The organism is Pedococcus sp. (genome assembly GCF_036554925.1).
In the GTDB taxonomy this organism is placed as follows: Bacteria; Actinomycetota; Actinomycetes; order Actinomycetales; family Dermatophilaceae; genus Pedococcus_A.
Genome location: NZ_DATBMI010000125.1, coordinates 18,558 through 38,503, shown reverse-complemented (window position 1 = coordinate 38,503; position 19,946 = coordinate 18,558). Strand labels below are relative to the sequence as shown.

The window sequence follows — 19,946 nt, the reverse complement described above, 5'->3', positions numbered from 1 at the left end:
AAGGACGTAACCCCCATGGAAACCGCCGAGATCAGGCGCCGCTGGCTCTCCTTCTTCGAGGGCAAGGGCCATACCGTGGTGCCCTCCGCCCCACTCATCTACGACGACCCCAACCTGCTCTTCGTCAACGCGGGCATGGTGCCGTTCAAGCCGTACTTCCTCGGCCAGCAGAGCCCGCCCTGGCAGCGCGCCACGTCGGTGCAGAAGTGTGTGCGCACCGGTGACATCGAGGAGGTCGGCAAGACCAGCCGGCACGGCACGTTCTTCCAGATGAACGGCAACTTCTCCTTCGGCGACTACTTCAAGGCCGGCGCCATCGAGTACGCCTGGGAGCTGCTCACCACCTCGCAGACGCAGGGCGGGTACGGCATCGAGGCGGACAAGCTGTGGGCGACCGTCTACGAGGACGACGACGAGGCGGCCGACCTCTGGGTGCAGCTGACCGGCATCCCGAAGGAGCGCGTGGTGCGCCGCGGGCTGGCCGACAACTACTGGCACATGGGGGTGGCCGGCCCCGGTGGACCGTGCAGTGAGATCTACGTCGACCGCGGCCCGGAGTACGGCCCGGACGGCGGCCCGGCCGTCGACGAGGACCGCTTCATGGAGGTCTGGAACCTCGTCTTCATGCAGTCCTCGCTCGGGGACGTCCGCACCAAGGTCGACTTCGACATCTCCGGCGACCTGCCGAAGAAGAACATCGACACCGGCATGGGGCTCGAGCGCATCGCCTCCATCCTGCAGGGCGTCGACAACATGTACGAGATCGACGAGGTCTACCCGGTCCTGGAGCGGGCCGCGGAGATGACCGGCAAGAAGTACGGCGCGCACTCCGGCCACGACGCGGCGCACAGCCACCCTGACGACGTCCGGCTGCGTGTGGTCGCCGACCACATCCGCTCGTCGCTGATGCTCATCGGCGACGGCGTGACCCCGGGCAACGAGGGCCGCGGCTACGTCCTGCGCCGGATGCTGCGCCGGGCGGTGCGCTCGATGCGCCTGCTCGGGTTCGACGAGCCCAGCCTGCCGCACCTCCTCCCGGTCTCGCTGGAGCGCATGAAGCAGTCCTACCCCGAGCTCGAGGACGGCTTCGGCCGGATCTCGCAGATCGCGTATGCCGAGGAGGACGCCTTCCGCCGCACCCTCGCCTCGGGCACGACGATCCTCGACACCGCCGTCGCGAGGACCAAGGCCGAGGGTGGCACTCAGCTCGCCGGCGAGCAGGCGTTCTCCCTCCACGACACCTACGGCTTCCCGATCGACCTCACCCTCGAGATGGCCGCCGAGCAGGGCCTCGCGGTGGACCGCGAGGGCTTCCGGCGCCTGATGCAGGAACAGCGCGACCGGGCCAAGGCCGACGCCAAGGCCAAGAAGGCCGGTCACGCCGACACCCACGTCTGGAAGGAGCTCCGCGAGCGCGGCGCCACCGAGTTCCGCGCCTACGAGGAGCTCACGAGCGAGGGCCACGTGGTCGGTCTCGTGCACGAGGGGCGGCGGGTCGACGAGCTCGAGCCGGGCCAGCGCGGCCAGGTGATCCTCGACCGCACGCCCTTCTACGCCGAGTCCGGCGGCCAGGTCGCCGACGAGGGGATCATCACCGCGGACGGCGCACACCTTCGGGTCGTCGACGTGCAGCGGCCGGTGAAGGGCCTCATCGCGCACACCGTCGAGGTGCTGCAGGGGCCGGTCCGCACCGGCGCCGAGGTCATCTCCGAGGTCGACCCGGAGTGGCGCATCTCCGCCTGCCAGGCGCACTCGGGCACGCACGTCGTCCACGCCGCCCTGCGCCAGGTGCTCGGCCCCTCGGCGCTGCAGTCGGGCTCGTACAACAAGCCGGGCTACCTGCGCCTGGACTTCGCCTGGAACCAGGCCCTGTCGCCGGCGACCCGCAGCGAGATCGAGGAGGTCGCCAACCTCGCCGTGCGAGGCGACCTGCCGGTCTCCGCGCAGTACATGACCCTTCCCGAGGCCCGGGAGTGGGGCGCCCTCGCGCTGTTCGGCGAGACCTACGACGAGATGGTGCGGGTCGTCGAGATCGGTGGCCCCTGGTCGCGTGAGCTGTGCGGTGGCACCCACGTGCAGCACTCCTCGCAGATCGGTGCGCTCACCGTCACGGGCGAGTCGTCCGTCGGCTCGGGCGTGCGACGGCTCGAGGCGTTCGTGGGCATGGACGCGCTGCACTACCTGGCCAAGGAGCGTGCCCTCGTCGCCGAGCTGACCGACCTGGTCAAGGTCCAGCCGGGCGAGCTCAAGGAGCGCATCGCCTCGCTGCTCGCGCGGGTCAAGGACGCCGAGCGGGAGATCGAGAAGATGCGCCAGGAGCAGGTCATGGCGCAGACCGGGAAGCTGCTCGACTACACCCGGGACGTCCGCGGCGTCCGCGTGCTCACCCACGACGCCGGCGACGGCGCGGGCGCAGACGACCTGCGCACCATGGCGCTCGACCTGCGGCACCGCCTCGGCGAGGCAGGGCCGGCGGTCGTCGCCCTGACCGGCGTCGCCAAGGGCCGGCCGGTCGTGGTCGTCGCCACCAACGCCGCCGCGCGCGAGCGCGGCATCAAGGCCGGTGCGCTGGTCAGGGTGGCGGCACAGGCCCTCGGTGGTGGAGGGGGCGGCAAGGACGACCTCGCGCAGGGGGGCGGCACCGACCCCGCCAGGACGGGTGAGGCGCTCGGGCGGGTCGACGCAGAGATCGCCGTGGCCGCCGGGTGACGACCTCGTGACGCGGTCCGGGGTGCGGCTCGGGGTCGACGTCGGCAGCGTGCGCGTCGGCCTGGCGGCCAGCGACCCCTCCGGGCTGCTGGCCACCCCGGTGCGCACCGTGCAGCGCGATGCCACCGGCGAGGACGCCGACCTCGAGGAGATCGCGCGGGCGGTGGCCGAGCACGAGGCGCTGGAGGTGCTGGTGGGGCTGCCCCGGACACTCGCGGGCGAGGAGGGTCCCGCCGCGGCGCAGGCCCGGCAGTATGCTCGTCGGCTGGCGGTGCGCATCGCCCCTGTCGGCGTTCGGCTCGTGGACGAGCGGCTCACGACGGTCGACGCCCACCGCTCGCTCCGCGAGAGCGGGGTCGGCGGGCGGCGCCAGCGGGCCGTGGTCGACCAGGCCGCAGCCGTGCTGATCCTCCAGGCGGGGCTGGACGCGGAGCGCACGACCGGGCGGCCGCCCGGAGAACTCGTCAGGCCAGATGGGCGCAAGCCCCGGACGAAGGACAGAGGTCGATGACCGAGCCGCACCTCGAGCAGTCGATCTTCGGTGCGCACGAGCCGGAGGGCCGGGCCGCGCGCCGCCGTGCCTCCCGTCGCCCGAAGCGTCGTCGCGGGCGCCGGTTCATCGTGCTGGCCCTGGCGCTGGCCATCGTCGGCGGCGCCGTGTTCGCGGCGTACACCGTGCTGCGTCCCGTGGTGGCCGACCTCACGGCGAGCAACGACTTCACCGGGCCGGGCTCCGGCGCGGTCCAGGTCACCGTCCAGGAGGGCGACTCCGGCCGGGCCATCGGCACGTCCCTGCAGAAGGCCGGGGTCGTGAAGACCTCCAAGGCGTTCCTCGAGGCGGCCCAGGCGGACTCCCGCGCGGCGGCCATCCAGCCGGGCACCTACACGCTGAAGAAGCAGATGGCGGCCAAGGACGCGCTCGCCATCCTCGTCAACCCCAAGAACCGGACCGTGCCGCGGGTGACCATCCCGGAGGGGCTGTGGGCCACCGAGGTCTTCGCCGCGCTGTCCAAGGGCACCAAGGTGCCGGTGGCGGAGTACCAGGCGGCGGCGAAGGACCCGGCCTCGCTGGGCCTGCCGGCCTCGGCGAAGGGCAACCTCGAGGGCTATCTCTTCCCCGCCACCTACGAGTTCCCCGCCAAGGCGACCGCGCGCGAGCAGCTCGCGACGATGGTCAAGAAGACCGTGTCCGAGCTGGACAAGGCGGGGGTGGCCGAGGCCGACATGGAGCGCACGATGATCGTCGCCTCGATCGTCGAGGGTGAGGTCAGCGGAGACGCCGACCGGGCCAAGGTGGCCCGGGTCATCGAGAACCGGCTGAAGGACACGACGGGCCCCACCAAGGGCCTGCTGCAGATGGACTCCACGGTGCACTACGCCGTGAAGAAGCGCGGCAAGGCCGGGACGACCGACGCCGACCGCCAGAGCGCCAGTCCCTACAACACCTACCGCGTCCAGGGCCTGCCCCCCGGCCCGATCAACAACCCCGGTGCGGCGTCCATCGCCGCCGCTGCGAGCCCCGCGGCCGGCTCGTGGCTGTTCTTCGTGACCGTCAACCCCGACACGGGCGAGACCCGCTTCGCCACGACCCCCGCCGAGCACCAGGCCAACGTCAACCAGTTCAACCAGTGGTGTCGGGACAACCCGGGCAAGTGCTGAACGCGGCCGTCCTCGGCTCGCCGATCGCGCACTCCCTGTCCCCGCTGCTCCACCGGGCTGCCTACCGCGCCCTCGGGCTCGAGCAGTGGCGGTATGCCGCGCACGAGGTCGACGAGGTGGCGTTCCTGCCGTTCGTGGCCGGCCTGGACGCGTCGTGGCGCGGGCTCAGCCTCACCATGCCGCTGAAGGAGGTCGCCTTCGAGGTGGCCTCCGAGGTGTCCGCCGCGGCGCGCGGCACCGGGGCGGTCAACACCCTGGTGCGGCGGGCGACGGGGGAGTGGGACGCCCACAACACCGACGTGCACGGCATCGTGGCCGCGCTGGCTCCTGCGGGCGCGCGCGGCTGCGCGACGGTGCTCGGCTCGGGCGCCACGGCGCGTTCCGCCATCGCCGCCCTGCAGCAGCTGGGCGTGTCGCAGGTGCGGGTCGCCGTGCGCTCCGGCGTCCGCCCGGAGACGGCCCGGATGTCGGCGGCGCTGGGTGTCCACCTGGACGAGGTGGCCCTGGACCACTGGGCCGACGAGGGTGGGCTCGTCGTCAGCACGCTGCCGGCGAGTGCCTCCACGTCTGCCGCCGAGGCCCTCGCGGGCCGGGTGCTGGAGGGCACGCTCCTCGACGTCGTCTACGCGGGCTGGCCCACCCCGCTGGCCCGGGCCGCCTCCGGCGCGGGACTCACCGTGGTCTCGGGGCTGGCCATGCTGGTGCACCAGGCCGCCGAGCAGGTGCGCCTGATGACCGGTCACGAGCCGCCCCTCGACGCGATGCTCGCGGCGGCAGGCGGGGCGGTTGCGGGGTGATCACCCTGGGGGAGGGCGCGGGGGCGCCGCCATGGGCCGTCGCCGTGCTGGTGGTCGCCGGTGGCGTGCTGGGGTGGGCGACCGGGCGGATCCTGGGCACCGGTGGCTACCGCATCGAGTCGGACGAGGCTGGTCCTGCGCTGCCGCGCGCACGCTGGTGGCCGGCGCCCGCGCTGGCGCTGGTGTGGGGCCTCCTGGCCTGGCGGATCGGTGACACGGCCGGCTGGGCCGCGCTCCCGGCATACCTGTTCTTCGGGTGGCTCGCGGTCGCGCTGGTCTGGATCGACATCGACGTGCACCGCCTGCCCGACGGCCTGGTGCTCCCCGCCTATCCTGCGCTGCTGGCGCTCCTCGCCTGCGCCACCCTCGGAGCGGGGGACTGGCGGCCGATGCTGGACGCGCTCATCGGGATGTCCGCCCTCTACGCGCTCTACTTCGTGATGGCGTTCATCTCACCGGCCTCCCTGGGCTTCGGTGACGTCAAGCTGTCCGGTCTCATCGGCCTGGTGCTCGGCTGGCTCGGGCTGGGCACGGCGCTGCTCGGCCTGCTCGCCGGCTTCGTCGCCGGCGGGGTCATCGCCATCGTCATGATCGTGGCCCAGCGCGCGGGCCTGCGCTCGCACATCGCCTTCGGCCCCGCCATGCTGCTGGGGGCCTTCGCGGCCCTGGCGCTGGAGTACCGCCTCGTCCCCGTCTGAGCGGGGGCCCCAAAGCCGTTCCCCTCCACGCCGTCCTCGGCCATGATCAGCCCATGGGGCGCTACGTGTACGACTTCGCAGAGGGCGGCAAGGACCAGAAGGACCTCCTCGGTGGCAAGGGGGCGAACCTGGCGGAGATGACCCGGCTCGGCCTGCCGGTGCCGCCGGGGTTCACGATCACGACCGACGCCTGCCGGGTCTACCTCGCCGAGGGGCACGAGCCGGAGGGGCTGGCCGAGGAGGTCGACCGCCACCTCGCGCGGCTCGAGGAGCGCATGGGCCGCCGCCTCGGGAACCCCGACGACCCGCTCCTGGTGTCGGTCCGCTCGGGCGCGAAGTTCTCGATGCCCGGCATGATGGACACCGTCCTCAACATCGGGCTCGGCGACCACTCGGTCGAGGGTCTGATCCGCCAGAGCGGCGGCAACGAGCGCTTCGCCTGGGACTCCTACCGGCGGCTCCTGTCGATGTTCGGCCAGACCGTCCTGGGGCTCGGCTCCCACGACTTCGAGCAGGAGCTCGACCGGCTCAAGGACGAGCGTGGGGCGTCCAGCGACCTCGACCTCACGGCCGAGGACCTCCGCGGGCTGGTCAAGACCTACCAGGGGCTGGTGCGCGAGCACTCCGGACGCGACTTCCCGCAGGACCCGCGCGAGCAGCTCGGCCTCGCGATCCGTGCGGTGTTCGACTCGTGGAACACCGAGCGGGCCACGATCTACCGCCGGCGGGAGCGGATCCCGGCGGACCTCGGCACGGCGGTGAACGTCGGGGCGATGGTGTTCGGCAACGGCGGCGCCGACTCCGGGACCGGTGTGGCTTTCACCCGGGACCCTGCGACCGGGGCGCAGGGGGTCTACGGCGACTACCTGCAGAACGCCCAGGGGGAGGACGTCGTGGCCGGTATCCGCAACACCGTCCCGCTGCACGACCTCGAGACCATCGACAAGGCGTGCTACGACGAGCTGCTGGGGATCATGGCGACCCTGGAGCGGCACTACCGGGACCTGTGCGACATCGAGTTCACCATCGAGCACGGCACGCTGTGGATGCTGCAGACGCGGGTCGGCAAGCGGACCGCCCAGGCGGCGTTCCGGATCGCCTCCGAGCTCGTCGACGAGGGCCTGATCGACCTCGACGAGGCGCTCCAGCGGGTGAACGGCGCCCAGCTGGCCACGCTGATGTTCCCGCGGTTCGACGACCGCCACGAGCGGCACCTGCTGGGCACGGGCATGAACGCCTCACCCGGGGCTGCGGTGGGGAGGGCGGTCTTCGACTCGCACACCGCGGCCGAGTGGGCCGAGCGGGGTGAGGACGTCATCCTGGTGCGGCGCGAGACCAACCCCGACGACCTCAAGGGCATGGTCGCCGCCCGGGGCATCCTCACCAGCCGCGGCGGCAAGACCTCGCACGCGGCTGTCGTGGCCCGGGGCATGGGCCGCACCTGCGTCTGCGGGGCCGAGTCGCTCGACGTGGACGTGCGGGCGCGCCGCTTCACGTGCGCGGACGGCACGGTCGTCAGCGAGGGGGACGTCATCTCGATCGACGGCACGACCGGCGACATCTTCGCCGGCGAGGTGCCGGTCATGGACTCGCTCGTGGTGCGGCACTTCGAGGGCGACACCACCGCCGACGACGAGACGGTCCGGGCGGTCGCCCGCCTCATGGAGCACGCCGACCGCACCCGCCGGATGGAGGTGCGCGCCAACGCGGACACCCCCGACGACGCCGCCCGGGCCCGCCGCTTCGGGGCGCAGGGCATCGGGCTCTGCCGCACCGAGCACATGTTCCTGGGCGACCGCCGCGAGCTGGTGGAGCACCTCATCATCGCGGAGACGCACGAGGAGCAGGAGGCGGCGCTCGAGGCGCTGCTGCCGCGCCAGCGGGAGGACTTCATCGGCATCCTGGAGGCCATGGACGGCCTGCCGGTCACGGTGCGGCTCATCGACCCGCCTCTCCACGAGTTCCTGCCCGACCTCACCGACCTGGCGGTCCTCGTGGCCCACGAGGACGACGCCGGCAACCCGGACAGCCGCCACCACAGGCTCCTGGAGGCGGTGAAGCGGATGCACGAGCAGAACCCGATGTTGGGCCTGCGCGGCGTGCGCCTCGGCATCGCGCTGCCGGGCCTGTTCGCGATGCAGACCCGGGCGGTCCTCGAGGCCGCCGCCGCCCGGCTCGAGGCCGGGGGCGACCCCAGGCCGGAGATCATGGTGCCGCTGGTCGCCTCGGCCGAGGAGTTCGAGATCGTGCGGGCCGAGGTCGAGCGGGTCGCGGCGGAGGTCCAGGACGCCGCCGGCCGCGAGATCCCCTACACGGTGGGGACGATGATCGAGCTGCCCCGCGCCGTGCTGACCGCGGACCGCATCGCCGCCACGGCGGAGTTCTTCTCGTTCGGCACCAACGACCTGACCCAGATGACCTGGGGCTTCTCCCGGGACGACGTCGAGAGCTCGTTCTTCTCGACCTACCTCGAGAAGGGCGTGTTCGGGGTGTCGCCGTTCGAGACGCTGGACGTCGACGGTGTCGGGGCCCTGGTCAGGTATGCCGCGCAGCGAGGCCGCGCGGCGCGGCCGGACCTTCACCTCGGTGTGTGCGGGGAGCACGGGGGCGACCCCGAGTCGATCCACTTCTTCGAGGGTGTGGGTCTGGACTACGTGTCGTGCTCGCCGTTCCGGGTGCCGATCGCGCGTCTCGAGGCGGCCCGCGCCGTTCCCAGATGACGGGCTCCCCGGCGGGGGCGCGGGACGGCCATGACAAGATCGCTGCATGCTGCGATGGCTGACTGCCGGTGAGTCCCACGGCCCCGCCCTGCTGGCCACCCTCGAGGGGCTGCCGGCGGGCGTGCGCGTGACCACCAAGGACGTCGCCTCCGCCCTCGCCCGCCGCCGGCTCGGCTTCGGCCGCGGCGCGCGGATGACGTTCGAGCAGGACGAGGTCGAGTTCCTCGGCGGGGTCCGGCACGGCGTGACCATGGGCTCGCCGGTGGCGATCCGGATCGGCAACACGGAGTGGCCCAAGTGGGAGACCGTGATGTCGCCTGACCCGGTCTCCGACGCCGCGTTCGCCGCAGCCGACGACGTGAACGCCGAGAGGGAGATCGCGCGCAACCGGCCGCTGACGCGCCCCCGGCCCGGTCACGCCGACCTCGTCGGGATGCAGAAGTACGGCTTCGACGACGCCCGGCCGGTGCTGGAGCGCGCCTCCGCGCGCGAGACCGCGGCTCGCGTCGCGCTCGGCGAGGTGGCCGCGCGCTTCCTGGAGCAGGCGTACGGCATCCGTCTCGTCTCGCACACCGTGGCCATCGGCGGCGCGGGGGTGGCCGACGACGCGACGCTGCCCACGCCGGACCAGGTCGGGGCCCTCGACGCCAACCCGGTGCGGACCCTCGACGAGGCCGGCTCCGCGGCCATGGTCGCCGAGGTCGAGGCAGCCAAGAAGGACGGCGACACCCTCGGCGGCGTCGTCGAGGTGCTCGCCTACGGCCTGCCCCCGGGGCTCGGCTCGCACGTCCACTGGGACCGCAGGCTCGACGCCCAGCTCGCCGCTGCCCTCATGGGGATCCAGGCCATCAAGGGCGTCGAGGTCGGCGACGGCTTCCGCACCGCGGCACGCCGCGGCTCGGCCGCCCACGACGAGATGGAGCGGGGCGCCGACGGGACGATCCGGCGGCGCACCGGGCGCGCCGGTGGCACCGAGGGCGGCATGTCCACCGGTGACGTCCTGCGGGTCCGCGCGGCGATGAAGCCCATCAGCACCGTGCCCCGCGCCCTCGACACGATCGACACGACGGGGGAGGAGGCCGCCAAGGCGATCCACCAGCGCTCCGACGTGTGCGCGGTGCCGGCTGCCGGCGTCGTGGCCGAGGCCATGGTCGCCCTGGTCCTGGCGCAGGCGTGCGTCGAGAAGTTCGGCGGCGACTCGGTCGTCGAGACATCGCGCAACCACGCGGCCTACCTCGCCTCGGTGCCGGAGGCGATGCGCACGTGGTGACGGCGGGGACGACCCGGCCACGCGCGGTCCTCATCGGGCCGCCGGGCGCCGGGAAGAGCACCATCGCGCGCAAGCTCGCCGACCGCCTGGGGGTCGGCTGGCACGACACCGACGAGGCCATCGAGGCCGCTGAGGGGCGACCGATCTCCGACATCTTCGTGGTCTCGGGCGAGGCGCACTTCAGGACCCTCGAGCGGACCGAGGTCGCCCGGTCTCTCGCCGCCTGCGACGGCGTGGTCTCCCTCGGTGGGGGCGCCCCCATGGATCCCGAGACGGCGGGCGCGCTGTCCGGGCACACGGTGGTGTTCCTCGACGTCGGCATCGCCGACGCCGCGCGGCGCATCGGCTTCGACGGCAGCCGCCCGCTGCTGCTGGTCAACCCGCGCGCCCAGTGGACCAAGATGATGAACGAGCGGCGCCCGACCTACGAGCGGCTGGCCAGCGTGCGCGTCGACACCGCCGGGCGGCGGCCGCGCGCCGTGGTCGACGAGATCGTGGCGTGGCTGGAGGGACACCGATGAGCAGCACGACCATCAGCGTGGGCGGCGACTACGACGTCATCGTCGGCACCGGGCTGCTCGACGAGCTCCCACGGCTCATCGGGGAGGGCGTGCAGCGGGTCCTCGTGGTCCACCCGCGGGCCCTCGCCGCGACCGGCGAGGCGGTGCGGGAGGACCTGGTCGCCAAGGGCTTCGAGGCGTATGCCGCGGAGGTTCCCGACGCGGAGGAGGCCAAGACCGCGCAGGTCGCCTCCTTCCTGTGGGGCGTGCTGGGCCAGGCGGGCTTCACCCGCTCCGACGCCATCGTCGGCGTGGGCGGGGGAGCGACCACCGACCTCGCGGGGTTCGTCGCGTCGACCTGGCTGCGCGGCATCAGGGTCGTGCAGGTCCCCACCACCCTGCTCGGCATGGTGGACGCAGCGGTCGGCGGCAAGACCGGCATCAACACACCCGAGGGCAAGAACCTCGTGGGGGCGTTCCACCCGCCGGCCGGCGTGCTGTGCGACCTCGCGACGCTGCAGACCCTTCCGCAGCACGACTTCGTCGCCGGGCTCGCGGAGGTCATCAAGTGCGGCTTCATCGCCGACCCCGTGATCCTCGACCTCGTCGGGGCCGACCTCGAGGGCGCGCGCTCGGCGCAGGGCCCGCACGTCCGCGAGCTCGTCGAGCGGGCCATCGCGGTCAAGGCCGACGTCGTGGCGCAGGACCTCAAGGAGTCGTCGCTGCGCGAGATCCTCAACTACGGCCACACCTTCGGCCACGCCGTCGAGCAGGTCGAGCGCTACCAGTTCCGGCACGGGGCCGCGGTCAGCATCGGCATGGTCTACGTCGCCGAGCTGGCCCGCCTGGCCGGGAAGATCGATGACGGCCTGGTCGAACGGCACCGCGCACTCCTGGGCGGCGTGGGCCTGCCGGTGACCTACCGCGGCGACCGGTGGCCGCAGCTCCTCGAGGCGATGAGGCGCGACAAGAAGTCCCGCGGGTCGATGCTGCGCTTCGTCGTGCTGGCCGGTCTCGCGAAGCCGGTGCGGCTCGAGGGGCCCGACCCCGCGCTGCTGCAGGCGGCCTACGGCGAGATCAGCGCGGAGACCCGAGGCCGGGCGATCCCGCTCGGCTGACCCAGCTCTGCCTGGCGGTCAGCCGTCCTTCGGGCCCCGGCCGCAGTCGGGAAGGTCGATGGTGGTGACCTGCGGCAGGACGAGCGGCTGCACCAGCGTCGTGACCGGGCCCTTCGCCTCCGGCGGCTCCTCGATCCGGATCACCAGCGTCCTGGTCTGGCCCGGCTCGAGCTCGAGCTCGGCGGTGAAGACGGGACGGCCGCGCTCGTCGTCGACCGCGAGGAACGTGGGCTCGCCGTCGAGGGTGGCATCGGAGAAGCCTGCCTCCTTGGTGGCGTAGTAGCCGACGAGCAGGCGGTTCGTACCCTCGGGGACCGGGTCGATGGGCTCGTCCGCGCGTCCTGCGACGTAGTCGGTCAGGCCCGACCTCGGGACCCGGTTGGTGAGCCGGATGGTCACCGTGGCACGCGGATCGGCTGCCCCGCACGCCGCGCCCTGGTAGCTCACCTCCCGGTGGAGGTAGTAGTCGAGCTTGTTGCCGCCGCCGTTGTTGATGACGACACCGCTGAACAGGCCCGACGTGTCGCTGAGCGTGCCCCCCACCGGTCGCGCGGCGATCACGCGCTGCTCCTCGGCATGCGTGCTGTAGAGGAGGACCCGGCGTTCGTCGACGGCGCCCGCGACGGCCGAGGCCAGCGCCGTGCCCTTGGCCGGGCCGCGCTCCAGCACGTCGTCGGCGATCGCCTTGGCCACCGTGATGAGGTACTGCTTGCGGACGACGGGGTCGGTGAAGCGGTCGTAGGCGTCCTTCTCCACGAGCGAGACCACCGAGGACGCCTTCAGGACGGTGCCGTCGGCCATCGTGGTGGGCCCGGTGACCTTGAGCATCATGGCCAGCGCGTTGGGGTCGATGGCCAGCGCCCCGTCGAGCTGCTGGCCGGTCCTGGCCTTCCAGAAGCGCATCATGAGCTCCGCGCCGTCAGGGAAGTGCGGACTGACGGTGGAGTTGCCGAAGACACGGTCCGGCGCTGCCCCCTGGTAGTGGCTGGCGAAGCCGGGGCTCAGCCCCTTCAACGAGACCTTCAGGCCACCGAAGTCGCCGGAGACGCCGTAGTGCTCGAAGCTGACCTTGCCCCGGTCGGCGCGCAGGACGGCGTACACACCCGGGAGCCCGCCGGCGCCGCGCGCCTCGGCGTTGTTCTGGAAGGCCACGAAGTAGTGGCGTGGGCCCTCGGCGCCCAGCATCGGGGGCAGCAGCTGCACGGCCTCGTGCGCAGAGCGGAGCTGGAGCGAGACCTCCTCGAGCTGCGCCGTGAGGTCCCCCTGTCCCTCGTCGATGGTCCCGATGCCGGTGGAGGGCAGGGCCCTGACCTCGTGCAGGGCAGCGTCGTTGGCCGCACGGGCCTGGGCGAGGGGCGCCTGCGCGGCCGCGATGGGAGCGAGGTCCAGGCCGCCCCCGTCGCGGGTCAGGTCCACGCCGACGAGGCGGTCCCGGACCGACCGCACGGGCGGCAGCACGTCGTCCGCGACGGCGGCGACCCCTGCCGAGACTCCTTGGACCGTCTCGAAGGGCCGGCCGGCCCACGGCAGGCTGGCCGGCACGTCCCAGAGGGGCCCGTCGGTGAGGTCACGGGCGGCCCGAGCCTCCACCTGGACGGCCCGCAGGTGACGGTCGATCTCCGCGCGCGGGGTGTCCTGACTCGTCAGCCCGGCACGCAGCAGGCCCACCGCCGCCTGCGCGTCGCGCAGGTGGCGGTGGGCCTGGACACCCGTGTACGCAAGCGCCAGCACGTAGAGTGCCGCGATCGCGATGGCGGCGACCCCCGCCCGCCGGACAGCAGACCGACGAGCGGAAAGGCGCACCAAGGACGGAAGCGTCAGATGCCGGCGTTGACGTGCTTGCGACGGCGGGCGGCGATCACGAGAGCGCCACCGCCGGCGAGCAGCACCGCACCAGCGCCCGCGGTGAGGGCGAGGTCCGAGCCGGTGAAGGCCAGCGAGGAGTCGTTGTTGTTGCCGTTGCCGTTGCCGTTGCCGTTGTTGGCGCGGCCGACCACCGTGAAGCGCGCGGTCTTGATGACGTTGGACTCGAGACCCCGCAGCTGGAAGGTGTGGCGACCCGGGCTCAGGCGGCGCGGGACGGTGAACCGGCCCTGCACGACACCGTTGCGGTTGGCCGTCCACGTGCCGACGCGGATCGGCTCGGAGAACACGGTGCCGCGCACCCGCTCGCCCGGCTCGTACCCGGTCGCGCGGAAGCCGACCTCCTCGCCGGGACGGACCCGGTTGTCGTTGAGGGCCACCGTGCACTGAGCCGGCGGGTAGCCCCCCTCGCAGGCGGCGCTGGCCGGGCCGGCGAGGCCCACAGCGGTACCGGCGAGAGCAGCAGAAAGACCGAGGGTGGCAGTGGCCACCTTGATACCGCGGATACCGCGCATGTGAAAGTTCTCCCCTGAAAAGCGATATGAAACGCCCGATGCTGGAGAAAAGTAGCACAGGCCCGGAACAGTGCCGTCGCCATTCCGCGTGAATGGCCAATTGTCGCGGGCCAGCCACCCGGAATTCATCCGAACGGCTGATATCCGGCAGATGCCCGCCGCTCTTCCCGGCGCGCACCTCCTGCCTCACAGAAGGCGCACAGCCGGCTCACGGCCTGCGCCGGGTCGGGCAGTCGAGGCTCGGTGGCACGAGCTCCGTCGGGGGCGTTTCATGGACACCGGGAAGGGCATCGAGATGGGCAGCGCGACGGCACGCCACGACACGAACGACAACCCCGACGGGAACGACGACCGCCACGACCGCGGGCTGGCCTTCGACGTGGGCACCCTCCTGGAACGGCGCAGGGCTCTGCAACTGCTCAGTGGCGCAGCGGTTTTCGCCATCGGTGCCTGCGCGGCGGGGCAGGACGGCACGACCGCCACCACCACCTCGGGCACCTCGAGCACGACGGCGGCCGCGGACGCCTCGGCGATGGCTGGTTCGTCGACGACACCGTCCAGCGAGGTGCCCGACGAGACGGGCGGGCCGTATCCCGGTGACGGCTCGAACGGACCCAACGTCCTCGACGACTCCGGGATCGTCCGCCCGGACATCACGACGAGCTACGCCACGTCGACGACGCGGGCGCAGGGCGTGCCGCTGACCGTGAACCTCACCGTGACGGACACGGCGAAGGGATATGCGGCCCTCGCCGGGGCTGCGGTCTATCTGTGGCACTGCGACAGGGACGGCAACTACTCGTTGTATTCACAGGGTCTGGAGAACGAGAACTATCTGCGTGGTGTCCAGGAGACCAGTGCTGCGGGGACCGTCACGTTCACCACGGTCTTCCCCGGCGCCTACTCGGGGCGCTGGCCGCACATCCACTTCGAGGTCTACGCCAGTGTCGAGGACGCCACCAGCAGCGGGCCGATCGTCAAGACCAGCCAGATCGCCCTGCCCCGGGCCGCGTGCGAGCAGGCCTATGCGGCCTCCGGCTACGAGCGCAGCGTGGAGAACCTCCAGGGGTCCTCACTGACGTCCGACAACGTGTTCGGTGACGACGGTGGGGTCCACCAGCTCGCCACCGTCACGGGGGACGCTGCCTCGGGCTTCGTCGCCAACCTGACGATCGGCGTCTGAGCGGCCGTCCGGGCCCGTCGGCGATTCGGGGGAGCGCAGCGCCGACCGCTAGACTGGCGGGGATCCCATCCCGCGCTGTACGGGCCTCTCGCGCGCCCGCGCGCACCCGGCACCCGGCGACGACGACAAGAAAGCGACTGACACGTGGCATCGACCAACGACCTGAAGAACGGCATGGTGCTCAACCTCGAGGGCCAGCTGTGGTCCGTCGTGGAGTTCCAGCACGTCAAGCCCGGCAAGGGACCGGCCTTCGTGCGCACCAAGCTGAAGAACGTGATGTCGGGCAAGGTCGTCGACAAGACCTTCAACGCGGGCGTCAAGGTCGAGACCGCGACGGTCGACCGCCGTGACATGCAGTACCTCTACAAGGACGGCTCCGACTTCGTCTTCATGGACGGCACGACGTACGACCAGATCCACATCCCCGAGGCGACCGTCGGTGACACGGCCGACTACCTCCTCGAGAACCAGACCGCCCAGGTGGCCACCCACGAGGGCACCGTGCTCTACGTCGAGCTGCCGGCGTCGGTCGTCCTCGAGATCACCTACACCGAGCCCGGCCTGCAGGGCGACCGCTCCACCGGCGGCACCAAGCCCGCGACCCTCGAGACCGGCGCGACGATCAACGTCCCGCTGTTCCTCGAGACCGGCACCAAGGTCAAGGTCGACACCCGCGACGGCTCCTACCTCGGTCGCGTGAACTGACTTGTCCGCCCGCAGCAAGGCCCGCAAGCGTGCCGTCGACCTCCTGTTCGAGGCCGAGCAGCGCGGGATCAACGCGCGTGACCTGCTCGCCGAGCGGCTGGCGAAGCCGGTCACCGAGGCGCCGCTGAACCAGTACACCGCGGACCTCGTGGAGGGTGTCGTCGCCCACTGGACCGACATCAACGAGCTGCTCTCGACGTACAGCCAGGGTTGGTCGCTCGAGCGCATGCCCAGTGTCGACCGGGCCATCCTGCGGCTCGGCGCGTACGAGGTGCTCTACGCCGAGGGCGTGCCCGAGGGTGTCGCCATCAGCGAGGCCGTCGAGCTGGCCACCACGCTGAGCACCGACGACTCGCCGAAGTTCGTCAACGGCCTGCTGGGCCGCCTCGCGGAGGTCAAACCGACCCTCGCCTGAGCACTGTTGTCGACGGCCCCCTCCCCGTCCGGGAGGGGGCCGTCGCGCTGTGCCGCCGTCGCACTGTGCCGCCGTCGCGCCGTGCCGTCAGGTGCGCGCCGCCGGCGGGCCCCCACGGGTGGTGGTCGCCACTGCCAGCCGTGCCCCGTGGACACCCCGCAAATCCGACCCACATATCCAGCCCGCGTGTCCATCCCGCGTGTCCATCCCGCGGGGCGCGTGCGCCTTCGGGACGGGATGCGGCTAGAGTGCTGCCCGTTAGACATCCTTTAACGACCTGTCCTGTGAGGCAGGGAAGGAGGTCCCGACGCTGATGCGTCCTGACTCTGGCGTACCCGCAGGCGTCGACCCGTCCGCCGGCGGCTCGGCTCCCACACCCCTCCCAGCATCCGCTCCGGCTCCCGAGAGCACCGCCCGGTCCGTGATGGGCGCCGGCGACGTCGCGCGGGCCCTGCGCCGGATCGCCCACGAGATCCTCGAGCGCAACAAGGGCGCCGACGACCTGGTGGTGCTCGGCATCCCGTCCCGGGGCGTCGCGCTGGCGCACCGCCTCGTCGGTGTGATGGAGTCCGTCGAGGGCCGCCCGGTGCCGGTCGGCGCGCTCGACGTGACGATGCACCGCGACGACCTGCGCCGGCAGCCGACCCGTTCGCCGATGCGCACCCAGATCCCCCCCGGCGGCATCGACGACAAGATCGTCGTTCTCGTCGACGACGTCCTCTACTCCGGCCGCACCGTCCGGGCCGCGCTCGACGCGCTCTCGGACCTCGGCCGTCCCCGCGCGGTGCGCCTGGCCGTCCTCGTCGACCGCGGCCACCGCGACCTGCCGATCCGCGCCGACCACGTCGGCAAGAACCTCCCGACGTCGAGCAGTGAGCGGGTGCAGGTCCGCCTCACCGAGCACGACGGCGTCGACGACGAGGTCACCATCAGCGGAGGGGAGCCCCGATGACCGCCACCCTGCACGCCCCGGCGACCGGCCGGCCGACGCGCCGGCACCTGCTGTCGGCCAACGACCTGTCCACCGAGCAGATCCGCGAGATCCTCGACACCGCAGCCGAGATGCACACCGTGCAGCGCCGCGAGGTCAAGAAGCTGCCGACGCTGCGCGGGCGGACCGTGGTCAACCTCTTCTTCGAGGACTCCACCCGGACCCGCAGCTCGTTCGAGATCGCCGGCAAGTGGCTGTCCGCCGACGTCATCAACATCTCCGGCAAGGGCTCCTCGACCTCCAAGGGCGAGTCCCTGCGCGACACCGCGCTCACCGTCGCCGCGATGGGCGTCGACGCGTTGGTGATCCGGCACAGCGCCAGCGGCGCCGCCCAGCAGGTCAGCCAGTGGGTCGACGCGCACATCGTCAACGCCGGCGACGGGACCCACGAGCACCCGACCCAGGCCCTGCTCGACGCCTACACGATGCAGCAGCGGCTCGGTGACCTCGCGGGCCGGCACGTCGCCATCGTCGGCGACCTCACGCACTCGCGCGTGGTGCGGTCCAACCTCATCTGCCTGCGCAAGCTCGGCGCCCGCGTCACCCTGGTCGCCCCGCCGACGCTCATGCCGAGCGGCATCGCCTCCTGGGCCGCGGTCGACGGGTTCGAGCTCTCCCACGACCTCGACGCCGTCCTGCCCACCGTCGACGCGGTGATGATGCTCCGGGTGCAGCGGGAGCGGATGAGCGGCGGCTTCTTCCCGACCCCCCGCGAGTACACCGTCGGCTACGGCCTCACACGGCAGCGGCTCGATGCCCTCGTCGCGGCGAATCCCGACGCCGTCATCTGCCACCCCGGCCCGATGAACCGCGGCCTCGAGATCGGTGCCGACGCCGCCGACGCCGCGCAGTCCCTCATCCTCGACCAGGTCAGCGCCGGTGTGGCGGTGCGGATGTCGGTCCTCTACCACCTGCTCTCCGGAGAGGAAGGCACCTCATGAGCACCCTTCTCGTCACCGGCGCCGACCTCGTGGGCGAGGGCCCCCAGGACCTCCTCGTCGAGGACGGCGTCATCACCGAGGTCGGCCGCATCCGCTCCGCGCGTGGCGCCGACGTGCTCGAGGCCGACGGCCTGGTCGCCCTGCCCGGGCTCGTCGACCTCCACACCCACCTGCGCGAGCCCGGGCGCGAGGACGCGGAGACCATCGCCTCAGGCTCCGCCGCCGCCGCGGTCGGCGGCTTCACCGCGGTGCTCGCGATGGCGAACACCGACCCCGTGACCGACACCGCGGAGGCGGCCGAGCGGGTCCTCGACCTCGGCCGGGCGGCCGGGCTGGTCGACGTGCAGCCCGTGGGGGCGGTGACCAAGGCCCTGGCCGGCGAGGAGCTCGCCGAGCTGGGGCTCATGCACCGCTCCCGCGCGAAGGTCAGCGTGTTCTCCGACGACGGGAAGTGCGTCCACGACGCCCGTGTGATGCGCCGCGCCCTGGAGTACGTCCGTGCCTTCGGCGGCGTCGTCTCCCAACACGCGCAGGACCCGCGCCTGGCAGGGCCGAGCGCCTGCTGCCACGAGGGCGAGCTATCCGGCCGGCTCGGGCTGCCCGGCTGGCCCGGCATCGCCGAGGAGACCATCGTCGCCCGCGACGTGATGCTCGCGCGCCACACCGGCTCGCGCGTGCACATCGCCCACGTCTCGACGGCGGGGTCGGTCGAGGTGCTCCGGTGGGCCAAGGCCCAGGGCATCGACGTCACCGCCGAGGTGACGCCGCACCACCTCGTGCTCACCACCGACCTGGTGTCCGGCTACGACCCGACCTTCAAGGTCAACCCGCCGCTGCGCCCCCTGGAGGACGTCGAGGCGCTGCGGGCCGCCCTCTCCGACGGCACCATCGACGCCGTGGCCACCGACCACGCGCCGCATGCCCGCCACGACAAGGAGCACGCGTTCGTCGACGCGGCCTTCGGGATGCTGGGCCTGGAGACCGCGCTCGCCGTCGTCAGTGACACCATGGTCCGCGCGGGGCTGCTGGACTGGGCAGCTGTCGCCCGGGTCATGTCGCAGGCCCCGGCCCGCATCGCCGGGCTGTCCGACCACGGGCAGCCGCTGGCGGCCGGGTCGCCCGCGAACCTGACGCTGGTGGACCCCACGGCCGAGGTGACGGTCGACCGGTCCGCGTCGCTGTCGCTGTCGCGGAACAACCCCTGGCACGGCCGCACCCTGCGGGGCGCCGTCCACGCGACGGTGCTCCGGGGCCGCGTCACGGCGATGAAGGGGGCCATCGCATGACCCGCGCGCAGGCCGTCGGCGTCGTGCTCATCGCCCTCGGCCTGATCTACGCCCTCCTGTATGCCGCGTGGCTGCGCAAGCGCCGCAGGCACCCTTCCGCCGCGGTGGCGGTCGCGGGGGTCGACGGTCGCGGGAGGGCCGCCGAGGCGCCCGGGGCCGCCGTGACGGCCGAGGGCACCTACGTGAGCACCACGACCGCCGCCTCACGCCACGAGCGCGTCGCCGTCGCCGGGCTCGGCAACCGGGCCCGGGCGACCATGACCGTGCGTCGCGGCGAGCCCGACGAGCTCGTCCGCTTCGAGCGGCAGGGGGAGTCGGCCGTCGTCATCCCCCGCGGTCGCCTCGTGCAGGTGCGCCGGGACCGCGGCATGGCCGGCAAGTTCGTCGGCTCCAGCCGGCTGCTGGTCCTGCAGTGGCGTGCCGACGACGACGCGATCTACGAGACCGGCTTCCTGCCCCGCTACCGGGCCGACCTCGACCGCCTCGAGGGGGCCCTCTGGTGGCACCAGGACGGCGCCAGCATCGACAGCGCACCCGAGACCCGAGAAGGGGACCCCAGCACGTGAGCACCACAAC

18 protein-coding genes are annotated in these 19,946 nt (G+C 72.5%); 16 read left to right on the top strand and 2 right to left on the bottom strand.

Annotated features, from left to right (window positions below; all coding sequences use genetic code 11):
• The first annotated feature begins 15 nt into the window (after nucleotides 1-15).
• Genes alaS through aroB form a run of 9 tightly spaced genes read left to right on the top strand, consistent with a single transcriptional unit; the run spans nucleotide 16 to nucleotide 11,471 of the window.
• Entirely contained in the window at nucleotides 16-2,709 is a 2,694-nt protein-coding gene (gene alaS / locus VIB11_RS10515) for an alanine--tRNA ligase (RefSeq protein WP_332030995.1), read from the top strand.
• Nucleotides 2,710-2,716: 7 nt separating this feature from the next.
• A complete protein-coding gene (gene ruvX / locus VIB11_RS10510; protein WP_332030993.1) occupies nucleotides 2,717-3,220 on the top strand; it encodes a Holliday junction resolvase RuvX in 504 nt (167 codons plus the stop codon).
• Nucleotides 3,217-4,368 carry an endolytic transglycosylase MltG gene (mltG, locus tag VIB11_RS10505; protein ID WP_332030991.1) on the top strand — a complete coding sequence of 384 codons (1,152 nt, stop codon included), beginning with the start codon at nucleotides 3,217-3,219 and terminating at the stop codon, nucleotides 4,366-4,368. Before ruvX ends, mltG begins: the two co-directional genes overlap by 4 nt.
• Nucleotides 4,362-5,165 carry a shikimate dehydrogenase gene (locus VIB11_RS10500; protein ID WP_332030990.1) on the top strand — a complete coding sequence of 268 codons (804 nt, stop codon included), beginning with the start codon at nucleotides 4,362-4,364 and terminating at the stop codon, nucleotides 5,163-5,165. The genes mltG and VIB11_RS10500 overlap by 7 nt, the downstream gene beginning before the upstream one ends.
• Nucleotides 5,162-5,863: a prepilin peptidase gene (locus VIB11_RS10495; RefSeq protein ID WP_332030988.1), complete on the top strand. Its 702-nt coding sequence runs from the start codon at nucleotides 5,162-5,164 to the stop codon at nucleotides 5,861-5,863. The genes VIB11_RS10500 and VIB11_RS10495 overlap by 4 nt, the downstream gene beginning before the upstream one ends.
• Before the next feature lie 53 nt (nucleotides 5,864-5,916).
• Nucleotides 5,917-8,583: a pyruvate, phosphate dikinase gene (gene ppdK / locus VIB11_RS10490; protein ID WP_332030986.1), complete on the top strand. Its 2,667-nt coding sequence runs from the start codon at nucleotides 5,917-5,919 to the stop codon at nucleotides 8,581-8,583.
• A 46-nt stretch (nucleotides 8,584-8,629) separates the two neighbouring features.
• On the top strand, nucleotides 8,630-9,853 hold the full coding sequence (aroC, locus tag VIB11_RS10485) for a chorismate synthase (RefSeq protein ID WP_332030984.1): 1,224 nt from the start codon (nucleotides 8,630-8,632) through the stop codon (nucleotides 9,851-9,853).
• Entirely contained in the window at nucleotides 9,847-10,374 is a 528-nt protein-coding gene (locus tag VIB11_RS10480) for a shikimate kinase (protein ID WP_332030982.1), read from the top strand. The genes aroC and VIB11_RS10480 overlap by 7 nt, the downstream gene beginning before the upstream one ends.
• Nucleotides 10,371-11,471, top strand: a complete 1,101-nt coding sequence (gene aroB, locus VIB11_RS10475) for a 3-dehydroquinate synthase (RefSeq protein ID WP_332030981.1) — start codon at nucleotides 10,371-10,373, stop codon at nucleotides 11,469-11,471. Before VIB11_RS10480 ends, aroB begins: the two co-directional genes overlap by 4 nt.
• Nucleotides 11,472-11,489: 18 nt before the next feature.
• On the opposite strand, the gene VIB11_RS10470 is transcribed toward aroB, so the two are convergent.
• Both VIB11_RS10470 and VIB11_RS10465 read right to left on the bottom strand, forming a co-directional pair.
• On the bottom strand, nucleotides 11,490-13,202 hold the full coding sequence (locus tag VIB11_RS10470) for a DUF4012 domain-containing protein (protein ID WP_332030979.1): 1,713 nt from the start codon (nucleotides 13,200-13,202) through the stop codon (nucleotides 11,490-11,492).
• Between the two features lie 86 nt (nucleotides 13,203-13,288).
• A complete protein-coding gene (locus VIB11_RS10465) occupies nucleotides 13,289-13,849 on the bottom strand; it encodes a hypothetical protein (protein WP_332030977.1) in 561 nt (186 codons plus the stop codon).
• A 271-nt stretch (nucleotides 13,850-14,120) separates the two neighbouring features.
• Between VIB11_RS10465 and VIB11_RS10460 the strand changes: the two genes are divergently transcribed.
• The 7 genes from VIB11_RS10460 to VIB11_RS10430 all read left to right on the top strand — a co-directional run bounded on the left by VIB11_RS10460 (nucleotide 14,121) and on the right by VIB11_RS10430 (nucleotide 19,936).
• Nucleotides 14,121-15,032 (top strand): 3,4-dioxygenase subunit beta, encoded by a 912-nt coding sequence (locus tag VIB11_RS10460; protein WP_414695807.1) that lies wholly within the window; start codon nucleotides 14,121-14,123, stop codon nucleotides 15,030-15,032.
• 144 nt (nucleotides 15,033-15,176) lie between these two features.
• Complete coding sequence (efp, locus tag VIB11_RS10455; protein WP_332030976.1) at nucleotides 15,177-15,737, top strand: elongation factor P; 561 nt, start codon at nucleotides 15,177-15,179, stop codon at nucleotides 15,735-15,737.
• A 1-nt stretch (nucleotide 15,738) separates the two neighbouring features.
• Nucleotides 15,739-16,152 carry a transcription antitermination factor NusB gene (nusB, locus tag VIB11_RS10450; protein ID WP_332030974.1) on the top strand — a complete coding sequence of 138 codons (414 nt, stop codon included), beginning with the start codon at nucleotides 15,739-15,741 and terminating at the stop codon, nucleotides 16,150-16,152.
• 313 nt (nucleotides 16,153-16,465) lie between these two features.
• The gene (gene pyrR / locus VIB11_RS10445; RefSeq protein ID WP_332030972.1) at nucleotides 16,466-17,104 is read left to right on the top strand and encodes a bifunctional pyr operon transcriptional regulator/uracil phosphoribosyltransferase PyrR; all 639 of its coding nucleotides are present in this window, start codon (nucleotides 16,466-16,468) and stop codon (nucleotides 17,102-17,104) included.
• Nucleotides 17,101-18,084 (top strand): aspartate carbamoyltransferase catalytic subunit, encoded by a 984-nt coding sequence (locus VIB11_RS10440; protein ID WP_332030970.1) that lies wholly within the window; start codon nucleotides 17,101-17,103, stop codon nucleotides 18,082-18,084. Before pyrR ends, VIB11_RS10440 begins: the two co-directional genes overlap by 4 nt.
• The gene (locus VIB11_RS10435) at nucleotides 18,081-19,370 is read left to right on the top strand and encodes a dihydroorotase (RefSeq protein WP_332030968.1); all 1,290 of its coding nucleotides are present in this window, start codon (nucleotides 18,081-18,083) and stop codon (nucleotides 19,368-19,370) included. The genes VIB11_RS10440 and VIB11_RS10435 overlap by 4 nt, the downstream gene beginning before the upstream one ends.
• Nucleotides 19,367-19,936 carry a hypothetical protein gene (locus VIB11_RS10430; protein ID WP_332030966.1) on the top strand — a complete coding sequence of 190 codons (570 nt, stop codon included), beginning with the start codon at nucleotides 19,367-19,369 and terminating at the stop codon, nucleotides 19,934-19,936. Before VIB11_RS10435 ends, VIB11_RS10430 begins: the two co-directional genes overlap by 4 nt.
• Nucleotides 19,937-19,946 lie beyond the last annotated feature (10 nt).